This is a genomic window from Actinomadura sp. BRA 177 (assembly GCF_013372625.1).
Taxonomy (GTDB): Bacteria; Actinomycetota; Actinomycetes; order Streptosporangiales; family Streptosporangiaceae; genus Spirillospora.
Map to the genome: position 1 here is coordinate 1 of NZ_JABXFD010000350.1, position 11545 is coordinate 11545.

Annotated in this window: 17 protein-coding genes and 1 tRNA gene; 6 read left to right on the forward strand and 12 right to left on the reverse strand. The window is 70.2% G+C overall.

All coding sequences use genetic code 11. The features are described 5' to 3' along the window. The 4 genes from HUX53_RS19015 to upp all read right to left on the reverse strand — a co-directional run. Window positions 1-539: PH domain-containing protein (locus HUX53_RS19015; protein WP_176404558.1), on the reverse strand; the 539-nt coding region annotated here is incomplete at its 3' end. A gap of 7 nt (window positions 540-546) precedes the next feature. After that, window positions 547-705: a hypothetical protein gene (locus tag HUX53_RS19020; RefSeq protein ID WP_165970784.1), complete on the reverse strand. Its 159-nt coding sequence runs from the start codon at window positions 703-705 to the stop codon at window positions 547-549. A 143-nt stretch (window positions 706-848) separates the two neighbouring features. After that, entirely contained in the window at window positions 849-1106 is a 258-nt protein-coding gene (locus HUX53_RS19025) for a hypothetical protein (RefSeq protein WP_176404559.1), read from the reverse strand. A gap of 169 nt (window positions 1107-1275) precedes the next feature. Beyond that, window positions 1276-1914, reverse strand: a complete 639-nt coding sequence (gene upp / locus HUX53_RS19030; protein ID WP_176404560.1) for a uracil phosphoribosyltransferase — start codon at window positions 1912-1914, stop codon at window positions 1276-1278. A 222-nt stretch (window positions 1915-2136) separates the two neighbouring features. Between upp and HUX53_RS19035 the strand changes: the two genes are divergently transcribed. Both HUX53_RS19035 and HUX53_RS19040 read left to right on the forward strand, forming a co-directional pair. Further along, window positions 2137-2364, forward strand: coding sequence for a hypothetical protein (locus HUX53_RS19035; RefSeq protein ID WP_176404557.1), 228 nt, complete (start codon window positions 2137-2139; stop codon window positions 2362-2364). A gap of 155 nt (window positions 2365-2519) precedes the next feature. Beyond that, complete coding sequence (locus HUX53_RS19040) at window positions 2520-3005, forward strand: tRNA adenosine deaminase-associated protein (protein ID WP_176404561.1); 486 nt, start codon at window positions 2520-2522, stop codon at window positions 3003-3005. Window positions 3006-3023: 18 nt separating this feature from the next. On the opposite strand, the gene HUX53_RS19045 is transcribed toward HUX53_RS19040, so the two are convergent. Next, on the reverse strand, window positions 3024-4349 hold the full coding sequence (locus HUX53_RS19045) for an alkaline phosphatase family protein (protein WP_176404562.1): 1326 nt from the start codon (window positions 4347-4349) through the stop codon (window positions 3024-3026). Window positions 4350-4553: 204 nt separating this feature from the next. Continuing rightward, window positions 4554-4790, reverse strand: coding sequence for an Arc family DNA-binding protein (locus HUX53_RS43075; protein WP_176404563.1), 237 nt, complete (start codon window positions 4788-4790; stop codon window positions 4554-4556). 50 nt (window positions 4791-4840) lie between these two features. Between HUX53_RS43075 and HUX53_RS19055 the strand changes: the two genes are divergently transcribed. The 4 genes from HUX53_RS19055 to HUX53_RS19070 all read left to right on the forward strand — a co-directional run bounded on the left by HUX53_RS19055 (window position 4841) and on the right by HUX53_RS19070 (window position 7219). Continuing rightward, entirely contained in the window at window positions 4841-6046 is a 1206-nt protein-coding gene (locus HUX53_RS19055) for an RNA-guided endonuclease TnpB family protein (RefSeq protein ID WP_176404564.1), read from the forward strand. A gap of 84 nt (window positions 6047-6130) precedes the next feature. After that, window positions 6131-6568, forward strand: coding sequence for a hypothetical protein (locus HUX53_RS19060; protein ID WP_176404565.1), 438 nt, complete (start codon window positions 6131-6133; stop codon window positions 6566-6568). A 115-nt stretch (window positions 6569-6683) separates the two neighbouring features. After that, complete coding sequence (gene tadA, locus HUX53_RS19065) at window positions 6684-7121, forward strand: tRNA adenosine(34) deaminase TadA (RefSeq protein WP_176404572.1); 438 nt, start codon at window positions 6684-6686, stop codon at window positions 7119-7121. Between the two features lie 10 nt (window positions 7122-7131). Next, a tRNA-Ser gene (locus tag HUX53_RS19070) sits at window positions 7132-7219 on the forward strand. Window positions 7220-7389: 170 nt separating this feature from the next. Here HUX53_RS19070 and HUX53_RS19075 read toward each other — a convergent pair. The 6 genes from HUX53_RS19075 to HUX53_RS19100 all read right to left on the reverse strand — a co-directional run bounded on the left by HUX53_RS19075 (window position 7390) and on the right by HUX53_RS19100 (window position 11261). Continuing rightward, window positions 7390-7908, reverse strand: coding sequence for a hypothetical protein (locus HUX53_RS19075; protein ID WP_176404566.1), 519 nt, complete (start codon window positions 7906-7908; stop codon window positions 7390-7392). Beyond that, window positions 7905-8162 carry a hypothetical protein gene (locus HUX53_RS19080; protein ID WP_176404567.1) on the reverse strand — a complete coding sequence of 86 codons (258 nt, stop codon included), beginning with the start codon at window positions 8160-8162 and terminating at the stop codon, window positions 7905-7907. Before HUX53_RS19080 ends, HUX53_RS19075 begins: the two co-directional genes overlap by 4 nt. A 242-nt stretch (window positions 8163-8404) precedes the next feature. Then, window positions 8405-9076: a GntR family transcriptional regulator gene (locus tag HUX53_RS19085; RefSeq protein ID WP_217919613.1), complete on the reverse strand. Its 672-nt coding sequence runs from the start codon at window positions 9074-9076 to the stop codon at window positions 8405-8407. A gap of 42 nt (window positions 9077-9118) precedes the next feature. Then, window positions 9119-9559: a UTRA domain-containing protein gene (locus tag HUX53_RS19090; protein WP_217919614.1), complete on the reverse strand. Its 441-nt coding sequence runs from the start codon at window positions 9557-9559 to the stop codon at window positions 9119-9121. A 158-nt stretch (window positions 9560-9717) separates the two neighbouring features. Further along, window positions 9718-10596 (reverse strand): EamA family transporter, encoded by an 879-nt coding sequence (locus HUX53_RS19095; protein ID WP_176404570.1) that lies wholly within the window; start codon window positions 10594-10596, stop codon window positions 9718-9720. Continuing rightward, the gene (locus HUX53_RS19100; RefSeq protein WP_176404571.1) at window positions 10596-11261 is read right to left on the reverse strand and encodes a B3/4 domain-containing protein; all 666 of its coding nucleotides are present in this window, start codon (window positions 11259-11261) and stop codon (window positions 10596-10598) included. The genes HUX53_RS19095 and HUX53_RS19100 overlap by 1 nt, the downstream gene beginning before the upstream one ends. Window positions 11262-11545: the final 284 nt, after the last annotated feature.

Below are 11545 nucleotides of genomic sequence, written 5' to 3' on the forward strand. Positions count from 1 at the left end.
GGGAGGGTCTTCTCCGGGGGCTCCGGGTTCTTGTTCGGGAAGATCATCTCGCAGACTTCGAGGTACAGCTGCTCCGGGTAGGGCAGGTAGTCCACGTTCGTGAGCGCCTGGTCCTGGCCGGCGGACTCCAGGATGAACTCGCCGTAGCCGAGCATGCGGCCCGCGATCGTCCGCTTGAAGCTCATGTCGGTGACCTTGGCCAGCGGCATCATCGCGACCTTGCGGGTGATGAGGCCGGTGGTCAGCAGCATCCGCTGGTTGGTGATCACGAAGTAGTCGACGGACCACTCCGCGACGCGCCAGACGAACCAGGCGAGCAGGATCAGCCAGCCCCACCAGATCCAGCTGATGACCGTCCCGGCGTCCTTGGCCAGGGTGTTGCTCAGCACGCCCGCGATGATCAGGCCGCCGAGGACGAGCCCGACCGGGACCATCAGGACGGCCGGATGCCGGCGCACCGTGATCACCTGGTTCTCGTGCGGCAGCAGGTACTTGTTGACCGACGCCGGCGCCGAGTCGCCGGGAGTGACGAGCCTCATCCCGGCCTCAGGCGAGCGCGTTGACGAAGGTGGCCAGCGAGCCGGCGGCGGACGCGATGCCGTTGGCGGCGCTCTCCACCGACTGGGCCGCGCCGTCCGGCTGCTTGATCACGTAGAACGCGACGAAGGCCACCGCGGCCCACGTCATGTACTTCTTTGCGGGCACGACTGCCTCCCGGAGCGTTGACCCACGGACCCCGGTTCAGTTTCGCACAGCGCACCCGACCGGCAAAGCAAGGCCTGTGGCGCGTTGCCGCCACCCGTCCCGCCCACCGGACCCGTGTCGCGGCCGGCGGTCGGGCGCGGTGTCTAGGGTGCGTTGTCCAGGGAGGAGCGGCTCGCCTTGCGGCGCTTCTCGGCCGCGACGGTGGCGAGCACCTCCAGGTGCCGGCGCGCGATGCGTTCCACGAAGTCGGGCGGCGCCGCCCCCGTGACCTCCTCGGCGCCGTAGCGCGCGGCGGAGACGCACCGGTCCACCGTGTCGGACCCGTGCACCCCGTCGAACTCCTCGGTGAGCCGCTCGCCGATCGCGGCGTAGCGCGGCAGATCGTCCCCTTGGTGAGCCATCAGCGTGTCCTCGAACTCGCTCGCACCGCCCGGTCCGTAACGGTCCCCTGTGCCGGGACGGCGGAGGGGAACGCGCACTGGCGTTCCGTAGGGGCTTGGTACCCCGCGCGACGGCATACGAACATCGCAGGTCACGCCCGGTGCCGGACCGTAATCCGCGGGGACGCGGTCAGACGACGCCGTAGAGGCGGTCCCCCGCGTCCCCGAGGCCGGGCATGATGAAGCCCTGCTCGTTCAGGTGGGAGTCGACCGCGGCCGTCACCACCTTGATCGGCGCCGAGATGTCGGAGAACGCCTGCTCCAGGTACTTCAGCCCCTCCGGCGCGGCGAGCAGGCAGATCGCGGTGACGTCGTCGGCGCCGCGCTCGAACAGCAGCCGGATCGCGGCGGCGAGCGTCCCGCCGGTGGCGAGCATCGGGTCGAGGACGTAGCACTGCCGCCCGGACAGGTCGTCCGGCAGCCGGGTCGCGTACGTCTGGGCCTGCAGCGTGCCCTCGTCCCGGATCATGCCGAGGAAGCCGACCTCGGCGGTCGGCAGCAGCCGCGTCATGCCGTCCAGCATCCCGAGCCCGGCGCGCAGGATCGGCACGACGAGCGGCTTCGGGCTCGCCAGCTGGACGCCCTGCGCCTCGACGAGCGGGGTGTTGACGGTCGCCTGGACGACCCGGACGTCGCGGGTGGCCTCGTAGGCGAGCAGGGTGACCAGCTCGTCCGCCAGGCGCCGGAAGGTGGGGGAGTCGGTGCGGACGTCCCGCAGCGTGGTGAGCTTGTGCGCGACGAGGGGGTGGTCGACGGCGAGGGTCTGCATGGGGTCACCGTAGCCCACCCGGCTCGTCCGGCCGGACCCTGCCGATCTAGGATAGGACGCCGCTGAGCTGGGCAGTATGGCGATATGAACAGCGAGAGCGAGCACCAGCCGAGGGGACCCGCGCCGCCTCCCGACCGCGGCGCTCCGGACCCCCCCGAACCTCCCGAAACCGCTGCTCCCGCACCGGCTCCCGAGACCGCGCCCCCGCCCGCGGACCCCGTGGTGACCGATGTCACAGCCACCGGATCCGGCGGCGCGGACGTCCCGCCGCGGCCGGGCCCGCAGGTCGACATCTCCCCCGAGCAGGTGCGCGAGCACCTGCGCCGCCGGGCGATCTTCCTGCGCGAGCTGGCCGAGGCGCGTGAGCTGCGCGCCCGGGTGACGCCGCACCGGTCCCGCCGCGCGCGGATCCACGCGGCGCTGCGCCGCCGCACCTTCCGCATCAATTGACGCGGATTGGATAGGTTCGTTGCGCCAGGTACCAGTACGTGGTGCCGCCTCCCGGGCTCGCCGCCGGATGCGGCGCCGAGTTTGACGGTGGGGCACGCGAGCGCGCGCCGCATCTGCGACCATGCCCTGGCAGGAGACGCGCCGGTGGGGTGGAAATGACGGATGTGGACGCGACGGACTTCGCCGTCGTGGTGTACCGGGAAGACGAGGGCTGGGAGGCCGAGATCCTCCCGGTCGCGCTGACCGAGGACCTCGCGGGGCTGATCCATGCCCTGCGCCAGCAGCCGAGCCTCGGCGGCACGGTCGGGCTGGTCTCGGTCGGCGACGACTTCTTCGTGGCGATCCGCCTGCTCGGCGACGACGTCATGGTGTTCCTGTCGGACGTCACGGCCTCGGTCGACTGGCCGCTGGCCGGCCAGGTCCTGGAGTACCTGGACATCCCGATCCCGGACGAGGAGGAGCTCGACCAGGTCCTCCCCGTCGGCGACATGTCGATCTTCGCGGACCTGGGGCTGGACGAGATGGAGCTCGGCGCCATCTCCGGCGACCTGGAGCTCTACCCGGACGAGATGCTGCTCAGCATCGCCGGCCGCATCGGCTTCGCCCCCGCCTTCGAACGCGCCCTCGACGCCGTCCCCTAGCCGGGCCTTCCCTCCAGGTCAGGCGGGCTTGGGGAAGCCGTGGGTGCGGGCGTAGGCGTTGAGGCCGGCCCAGTCGTCGCCGGTGTGGCTGTGGGACGGGTCCAGGCAGCCGAGGCTGATCGGGCGTTTCGCGCCGTAGCGGGGTGCGCGCGTGTCGGGCGGGGCGTCGAAGTCGAGGACCTCGGCGATGTTGCGGGCGGCGGCGTCCCGGACGGTCAGCGGTTCCAGCCCCCAGCGCCACTCGATCGCCTTCAGCACGGACGTGTGGTCGTACACCTCGTGCGCGACGGCGCCGCGCCGGGCGCGCGGGGAGATCAGCAGGCAGGGGACGCGGAAGCCGCGCAGCGCGGTGCCGAGGTCGGGGCGCGGGTCGGGGCCTTCAGGCGGCGGGACGTGGTCGAAGAACCCGCCCCACTCGTCGTAGTTGATCACGAAGAGGGTGCGCGGCCAGTTCGGTGAGGTGACGACCGCCGTGTAGACCTCGTTCAGGAACGCCTGCCCGAAGCGGATGTCGGCGAGCGGGTGCTCGTCCTCGGACATGCCCGGCAGGAAGAGTTCGCCGAGGAAGGCGGGCTCGACGAAGCTGACGGCGGGCAGCCGGCCGTGCCTGGCGTCGCTGCGGAACTCCGCTATGTTCCGGGTGATGTCGAGGTTGCGAAGGCCCCAGATCGCCGTGAACGGGACGTCGCTGAAGTAGTAGCGGCAGGAGACGCCCTTCGCCTTCAGCCGGTCCCAGATGGTGGTGGTCTGGGAGATCGTCAGCGCGTTGTCGATCCGGTCGGTCTGCGCCGCGTGCTGGAAGATCCGGTTGGGGAACGTGGACGACATGACGGCCGGGAAGTAGCGGTCGCAGACCGTCCAGTCGAGGGCGGCGTGGCCGTGGAAGCCCAGGTCGAGGCCGTCGTAGTAGCCGATGGAGAACACGTCGTTGTCGCCGGCGCGCAGCCATCCGTCGCAGGCGCCGTCGTTGTACTCGGTGCGTCCGCCCTCGTAGGAGTGGTCGGGGTCGTGGAAGCCGCAGCCCCACGGCACCTTCAGGTGGTGGGTGTCGTGCGCGTTGCCGTCGGCGTCGGTGAAGGTGAGGCCGGCCTGCCGTCCGTCCGCGCCGGGGAGCCAGCCCATGTAGTGGTCGAACGACCGGTTCTCCATCATCACGACCACGATGTGGTCGATGCCCGACTCCTCCGGATCAGGGAGTTCGCCGACGGGTGCCCGTTTCGCCGCCGCGAGCTGGGCCGCGTGGGCCTCGGTGGACGAGCCGCCGGCCGCGCTCGTCGCGAGGATCGCCGCGGCGCCCGCCGTCCCCGCCAGAAACCCGCGCCTGGTGAGTTCGTCCGCACCCATGGCTCTCCTCCCGGGATGGGGACCGCTGTGCAGTATCCGCACTCCTGGGACGCGGGGGAAGGACGACGGCCGTCCACCACCGGACAGAACCCGAAGTTTATTCACAACTGGGGACGGGCAGGCGGAGCCCGCATTCCGCCGGATATAAGGGGTGTGACCGCGGCAACCCCGTGGGTCACCAGGTTTCGGAGGACGCTCCGGCCTTCAGGCTGGGTAGGAATCCGACCTCCCGCGGAGCGGGGCAGGGACAGGGGCAGGGGCAGGGGCAGGGGCAGGGGCAGGGGCAGCCGATCCACCCCCAGGCGGATCGGCGTCCAGCGCGGCCTCCAGTAGATAGACGATCTCGGAGTTGAGTGAGCGTCGGTCCCGTGCGGCCTGCTCGGTGAGGCGGGCGTGGACGTCTGCGGGGATCCGCAGCGTGATGCGCTTTTCTTCATCCATGACTCCACAGTAACGGCATAACTAAATCGGAATGATATATATTCAGTGGCATGACGACACCGAACCGACGTGTAAGTGGCGCCGGAAACGTCCGGTACCGCTACCGACTGCGGCTGTCGTCGACCGCCGAGCGCGCCTTGCTGGCCGAATGGGACCGCTGCCGGTGGGTCTGGAACGAATGCGTCGCCCAGTCCAAGGCCGCCCACCGGGCCGGCGAGACGTGCGGCCCCGCGCGGCTGGATGCGATGCTGACCGGCTGGCGCGCCGACAAGCCGTGGCTGCGCCGATGCGCGTCGGTGCCGCAGCAGCAGACCATCCGCGACTTCGCCAAGTCCCGCACCAAGGCCCTGGCCGACATCGCTGAAGGACTGCCTCCTCGGCAGCGCGCCGGGATGCCCCGGTTCAAGAAGCGGGACCTGGCCGACCCGACCCTGAACTACACACGCCGCGGGTTCCGCCTGCGGGACGGGCGCCTGCACTTGGCGGGCGGCATCGCGGTGACGGTGGTGTGGTCGCGGGACCTGCCCGCCGACCCGACTTCAGTGCGGATCTTCCGCGACTCCCTGGGACACTGGTACGCCTCCTTCGTCGTCCCGGCGCAGGAGCAGCCGCTGTCGGCCACCGGCCGGGCCTTGGGCGTCGACTGGGGTGTGACCGAGACAGCCACCACCACCAGCGACGACCACGACCTGCCCCACTGCGAGCACGGGAAGAAGACCGCCGCCAGGCTGGCGCACTACCAGCGGCAGATGGCGCGGCGCCGCAACCCCAAGGGCACCAAGCAGACCAAGGGGTACCGGCGGGCGGCCAAACTGGCGGCCAAAACGCATGGGAAGATCGCGCGGCGGCGCCGAGACGATGCCCGCAAGTGGGCCAAGAAGGTCGCCCGCGACTTCGACGCGGTCGCGGTCGAGGACTTCCGCCCCACGTTCCTTGCCAAGAGCACGATGGCGCGCAAGGCCGCCGACGCCGCGATCGGTGTCACCAAGCAGGCCCTGATCGAGATGGGCCGCAAGCACGGCCGGGACGTCCGCCTGGTGGACCCGGCGTACACCACGATGGACTGCGGCGAGTGCGGTGCGAGAGCCAAGCACCGCCTGCCGCTGTCCGAGCGCATCTACACCTGCACCGCGTGCGGGACGTCCCGGCCCCGGGACAAGAACTCCGCGCGCGTGATGCTGGTCCGGGCGGGTCTGGACCCGGGCGGTGCCGATGGCGGAAGACCTCCCGCCCCGCCGGGGCGAGAGGCTGCCTGAGCCGTGAATCCCCGCGTTTCTCATGGCGGGAGGGGATCCGAAGAATCCTTTCCCTTCAGGGAGAGGAGCAGTCAAAATGAGCACGTGTCCTACTTCGCCGCCGTGTTCGCGCAGACGCCGCAGGGCTGGGTCGGCACCGAGGCCGTGCTCGCCGAGGCGGACCACGTCGACGACGTCGCCGACCTGATGCGGGAGGCCGCCGTCGAGTCCTACGGCGACCCGGTGCTGCTGATGATCGAGCAGGACGACGACTGGTTCGCCGTCGTCCGGCTGGACGGCCAGGACGAGCCGCGCGCCTACATCTCCACCGTCCGCGAGGACGGGCTCGGCGCGCTGTTCCAGCAGCTCGTCGGCGAGGTCCCGGACGGCGACTCCGGCGGCGACCCGGGCCTCCTCGAAGACCTCGGCCTCGACGCCAAGCGGCTCACCGACCTCGGCGAACGCGCCCTCCCCGGCGACGCCCTCCTGACCGTCGCCGAACAGGCCGGCTTCGGCGAAGAATTCGACCGCCTCCGTGACTGACCCGCCGCCCCCCACCCCTGGCCAGGCCGGCGCGAGCGGGGTCACGGCGCCCACCGGCGGGGAGGACGAGCGTGCGCGCGCGGCCGATCCCGTCATCGCAAGGTTCGTGCCGGCGATGCAACTGGCGCTGGGCGAGGCGCGGAAAGCGTTCGACAAGGACGAGATCCCGGTCGGAGCGGTAATTCTGGACGCGTCCGGCGAGGTCATCGGGACGGGCCGCAACGACCGCGAACGCTCCGCCGACCCGACCGGCCACGCCGAGATCGTCGCAATACGAACCGCTGCGACCACCCTCGGCACATGGCGTCTCTCGGGCTGCACGCTGGTCGTCACGCTGGAGCCCTGCACGATGTGCGCTGGCGCGTCCGTCCAAGCACGCCTCGACCGCGTCGTCTATGGCGCGGTCGACCCGAAGGCGGGCGCGGTCGGGTCGCTGTGGGACGTCGTCCGCGACCGGCGCCTCAACCACAGGCCCGAAGTGATCGCCGAAGTGATGGCCGATGAGTGCGCCGCGCTGCTTATCGAGTTCTTCACGCACCGCAGAGTCAGGTAGGCTCTCCCGCGGTGGTGTCGCCTAGTGGACGAGGGCGCACGCCTCGAAAGCGTGTGAAGTGCAAGCTTCCGTGGGTTCGAATCCCACCACCACCGCCACCGGCTGAGACCCGTTGACCAGGAGACATGTCAACGGGTCTTTGCATTTCGTCCGTGTGGGGTCGTACGTCACTGTTCCGCCTGCCGAGAGCGGGCGGACGCGCCCGCTCTCGCCAGTTGACGTGCAAGCACGCCCGGGCCGGTGGCCGACTGCAATTACCCGAGCCTGCTCACAGGTTGGCGTCGTTCTCTCCATGGACGAACTGCCGGTACTTCTCGAGGAGCCGCCGAAACCGGCCCGGCGGCGGGAAGAAGAGATCGGTCGGCTGGAGACGCATGGCCGGTTTGGCAGACACCCGTCTGGCGTGTGTCCCGATGGCGTCCGCGCGCGTGCGAGTAGCCCCGTGCGCAGGACGTCGAGGAACCGCCTGACCGATCGTCCGTGCCCGAGGTGGGCCTGCCGCACCCGTCTGGGTGCCCCGCCTACCAGCGTCCAGCGACCGGGCCCCCGACGGTCGGGATGCCAGCCGAGCCGGCACGGCGATCTCACTGATCCGCGCGAGCAGTGCGCGCGGGTCCCTGAACTCCTCCAGGCGGTCACCGCGCAACAGCCAGAACGAGCCGGTGAACTCGCCCATCCATGCAACCACGCCGGGCAGCATTCGATGCGCCTCGGCGAGCACGACGCCGGGGTCGGCCTCAACCATGTCCCATGGGGGACGGCCTACCCCGTCGACGGTGACGGTCATGACGCCGACTCCTTGAAGCCTCGTTCGACCGTTTCGGCGATCTCGATCCGTCCGGCCAGGGTGTGCTGGGCCTCGCACACGATCACCAGTTCGGTGATCGACCGCGCCGTCACCTCCTCCAGGCACCCGTGACCGAGCTGGTAGTCGGTGAGCAGCCCGAGCCGCCTGGCGACGAGTTGCCCGTCAATCCGCTCCGTGCACCAACCAGGGCACAGACCGCTCAGCTCTATCGGCGTCCTGGGCGTGTCTAGCATGGCGGCACCTCCTCTGCTGGGGATGGTGGCCGCGCGGTCGGGTGAGGTCTCCCAATCTCAGGCCCGACCGCGCGGCGGTTCCTTCCGCTTCCGTCGTGCCCCGTGATCGGCGCTGAGGGGTGGGCCTGTGTCGTCCGATCGGGGGGCACGATGAGGAGAACTTTAATGCTTATCGCGATATGTGCACAAGCAGGGACGGCGAGGAATCGTGCCCAGTCGGCTGACTTAGGCGTAAGTGCAGGTCAGACGCTTAGCCGGTACAGCAGCTCGTACAGGTGGGAGCCCTTGATCAAGATCGATACCTCGACGGGGCGGTCCTCGTCGGAATAGACGACCCGGAACTGGCGGATGACCGGGACGTTCGGCAACGACAGCAGGTCGGCCTCCTCGTCCGTCGGCATCCGCGCCGAGACCGCGTCGACGTGGTGGCGCTGTGGAAGCCCCGCCTCTGCCAGCACGCGCGGTGCACCGCCGCGGATCCTGCGCCGTTCGGCGAGTTCAGTACCGCGAGCCAGTTCCAGCGGATAGTACGACCAGTCGACTTCGACGGGGCGTCCCCCACGCCGCAGCAAGCGGTGGCGCATCTGCACCCGCTCCCCAGCGGTCAGTCCGAACGCCCCGGCGACCTCGGGCGGTGCCACCACTTCGCCGACGCCCAGTAGTTCGTAGGAATAGCCGCCCGGCGCAGGCTCGGAATAGGCCCCGGCCTCGATCCGGAACGGCTGGCGGTCCCGGACGAACACGCCCTTGCCCTGCCGGCTCGTCAGATACCCCTCGCCCTTGAGCACCGCCAGGGCCTTCTGCACGGTGGTGTTGGACACCCCGAACTCGTCCACCAAGTGGGCAGTGGAGGGCAACTGGGTTCCCGGTGTGAGTTCGCCTGCCATGATCCGGGCCCTCAGGCTCGCGGCCATCTGTTCGTACGGCGGCCGCTCGTCGGCTCGTCTTGCCACTGGTCAACCCGCAATCAGCCGGTAGCGCAGACGGCGGCCCTGCGGAGCCATCACCATCACCGACGCTTCGAACGGCACCGCTTCGGCGGTCAGGGAGGTGCGCCGCAACACGATCACCGGCGCGCCGTCCGGTAGCACGAGTTCGGTTGAATCCTCCGCTGTGGCCGCGCGCACCTCGATCTCCTCCCGCACCTCATGCACGGTGTACCCGAGATCAGCCAGCAGGGTGACCGCGCCTCCCTTGATCTTGCCAGGCCGGGCCAGCGCCGTCCCTGCCGCGATAGCGGCCGGATACCACGAATCGGCCTGCTCAACCGGTCGGCCGTCCAGCAGGATCGTCCGTCGCCGGACGACTGCCGATGCTCCGTCCGGCAGCCCCAGCACTGCGGACACTTCCGCGGGCGGGATCATTTCACCGACCTCGCGGATCTTCTGGGTTCCCACGCGTCCAGCCTCTGCCGCCTCCTGGGACCAGGCGTCCGCCTGGTTCACTCCCCGCGGAGACAGGTAGGGCAACGAGCTGGCAATCCACATGCTGCACCCTCCAAACTGGCCTACTTCTCGCGAAAGCCATTATGGAACCCATCATGCACGCCTGTGCCTCAGCCCACCGTGACGAGGGCGACGCCGGCGATCGCGACGGCCATGCCTACGCGTTGGACGGTGCGCAGGCGTTCGCTGTAGGCGACCCTTGCGAGCAGCATGGTGATCGCCGGGTAGAGGGACGTCAGTACGGCGGCCAAGCTGAGCAGGCCGTCGTGTACCGCGAGGAAGTACAGAACGTTGGCGCTCGCGTCCAGGCTGCCGGACAGCAGCGCCAGCGCGATCAGCGTCCGCCCGGACACTCGCGGACCCTGGTCCCCGCCGCGGAACGCCAGGACCAGCAGCGCGACGATGACGATGACCAGGTTGCCGAGGCGCGCGCCGACGATCGGCCAGAGCCCGCTGCCGTCCCCGGCCTCCTTCAGCAGGACGAAGAAGACGCCGAAGCAAGTGCCGGATATACCCGCCATGAGGGGGCCCGAGTCGAGGAGCCGCCGCCATCCGGGCGCGCGCGCCGGCGCGGCCTTCCCATCATTGGCCTCCATGCTGACCAGGCCGATCGCCACGAGGCACAGCAGCACCCCGAGCAGGACGGACGCGTCCAGCCGCTCGCCCTGCGCGATGCCCACGGCGACCGGAAGGACCGCCGCGGCCAGCGCGGACACCGGCGCCACCACGCTCATCGGGCCGCGGGCCAGCGCCCGGTAGAACGTGATCAGCCCGGCGCCACCGAAGATCCCGGCCAGGAACCCCCAGGCCATCGGCCCCGGGGCGGGACGGCCGCCGCTGAGCAGCGCGGACGCCAAGACGACCGCCAAGCCGATCGGAACGCACCAGGTCAGCGCCCGGATCGCGGTCGACCTGCGGGTCACGGTGCCGCCGAGGAAGTCGGCGACTCCATAGGCCAGGGCGGCGCTCAGCGCGAGGACCGTGACCATCACCGTCCGCCGATCAACCGGCTTTCGATCCGCACGTCCGGCGCGATGACGCGGAGCCGCTCCGCCAGCCGGTCGCCCGCCTCGGTCAGCCGCTCGATCGGGTACGGCCCCAGGCGTTCGAGCAGGAAGAGGCCGTTCTTCGTGGTCTCCGTCAGCCGCGTCCGGACGCACTGCCGCCAGTTCCAGCGCCGGCACGTGACCCCCGCGTCGTCCCGCCAGACGACCTCGCCCGCGTTCGGGTGCTCCACAGCGGGCTCACCGCCCGCGACCACGTCGAACGGCTCGTCCCCCGTGGCCCTGACCAGCCGCGCGGGCCCCTGGTAGGCGTCGAGGTCCTCACCGCCGATCGGCAGCGCGTACTCGATGCTCACCGCGTTGTAGGCGTCCACGACCCTGTTGATGGACGGAAGCGCGTCCGCGCGCCGGAGCAGGGCGTCCACCGAAGGCCGCGTCCGCTGCGGCTTGGCCCCGAACGCCCGATAGGCCTCCCGCCACGCCTCCACATGCGGATCACCGGCGTCCGCCTTCTGCGCGGCCTCGGCCAGCCACCCTTCGGAAACGTCATCACCGGGCCCGTTCGCCAGCCCTTCAGCAGTCATGACGAGCACGGCAAAGTCCGGCCGCAACTCCCGGACGGCCTCGTCCACGACAACCCGCTCCAACATCCCACCCTCCACACGGTCACTTTAATGACACCGACATGCCACTATACCGACCGCCAGCCCTTCAACCCAGAAACAACCGGCCGAGGCCCTAACTGTCCGCCCCCATGCCGCACCGCCCACGAACACCCCATCCGCCAAAGACGCGGCAGATACGACAGCGCGGCGCATCTGGGAGTGCGCGGGGTTTGCGATGGCGTGTGGCGGGCGGCGGAGGTCAGTGTGGTTGAGGGGTTGTGGTCGTGGGTGTTCGGGGTGGGGGAGACTGGTCGCGCGGAGCGTGTTGG

What these genes read in the sequence shown, in the direction of transcription:
- HUX53_RS19055 (WP_176404564.1), top strand. Translation starts at nt 4,841, where the DNA reads ATGACGACACCGAACCGACGTGTAAGTGGCGCCGGAAACGTCCGGTAC.
- HUX53_RS19040 (WP_176404561.1), top strand. Translation starts at nt 2,520, where the DNA reads ATGACGGATGTGGACGCGACGGACTTCGCCGTCGTGGTGTACCGGGAA.
- HUX53_RS19095 (WP_176404570.1), bottom strand. Translation starts at nt 10,596, where the DNA reads ATGGTCACGGTCCTCGCGCTGAGCGCCGCCCTGGCCTATGGAGTCGCC.
- HUX53_RS19075 (WP_176404566.1), bottom strand. Translation starts at nt 7,908, where the DNA reads ATGACCGTCACCGTCGACGGGGTAGGCCGTCCCCCATGGGACATGGTT.
- HUX53_RS19045 (WP_176404562.1), bottom strand. Translation starts at nt 4,349, where the DNA reads ATGGGTGCGGACGAACTCACCAGGCGCGGGTTTCTGGCGGGGACGGCG.
- HUX53_RS19085 (WP_217919613.1), bottom strand. Translation starts at nt 9,076, where the DNA reads ATGGCCGCGAGCCTGAGGGCCCGGATCATGGCAGGCGAACTCACACCG.
- tadA (WP_176404572.1), top strand. Translation starts at nt 6,684, where the DNA reads ATGCAACTGGCGCTGGGCGAGGCGCGGAAAGCGTTCGACAAGGACGAG.
- upp (WP_176404560.1), bottom strand. Translation starts at nt 1,914, where the DNA reads ATGCAGACCCTCGCCGTCGACCACCCCCTCGTCGCGCACAAGCTCACC.
- HUX53_RS19080 (WP_176404567.1), bottom strand. Translation starts at nt 8,162, where the DNA reads ATGCTAGACACGCCCAGGACGCCGATAGAGCTGAGCGGTCTGTGCCCT.
- HUX53_RS19100 (WP_176404571.1), bottom strand. Translation starts at nt 11,261, where the DNA reads ATGTTGGAGCGGGTTGTCGTGGACGAGGCCGTCCGGGAGTTGCGGCCG.
- HUX53_RS19025 (WP_176404559.1), bottom strand. Translation starts at nt 1,106, where the DNA reads ATGGCTCACCAAGGGGACGATCTGCCGCGCTACGCCGCGATCGGCGAG.
- HUX53_RS43075 (WP_176404563.1), bottom strand. Translation starts at nt 4,790, where the DNA reads ATGGATGAAGAAAAGCGCATCACGCTGCGGATCCCCGCAGACGTCCAC.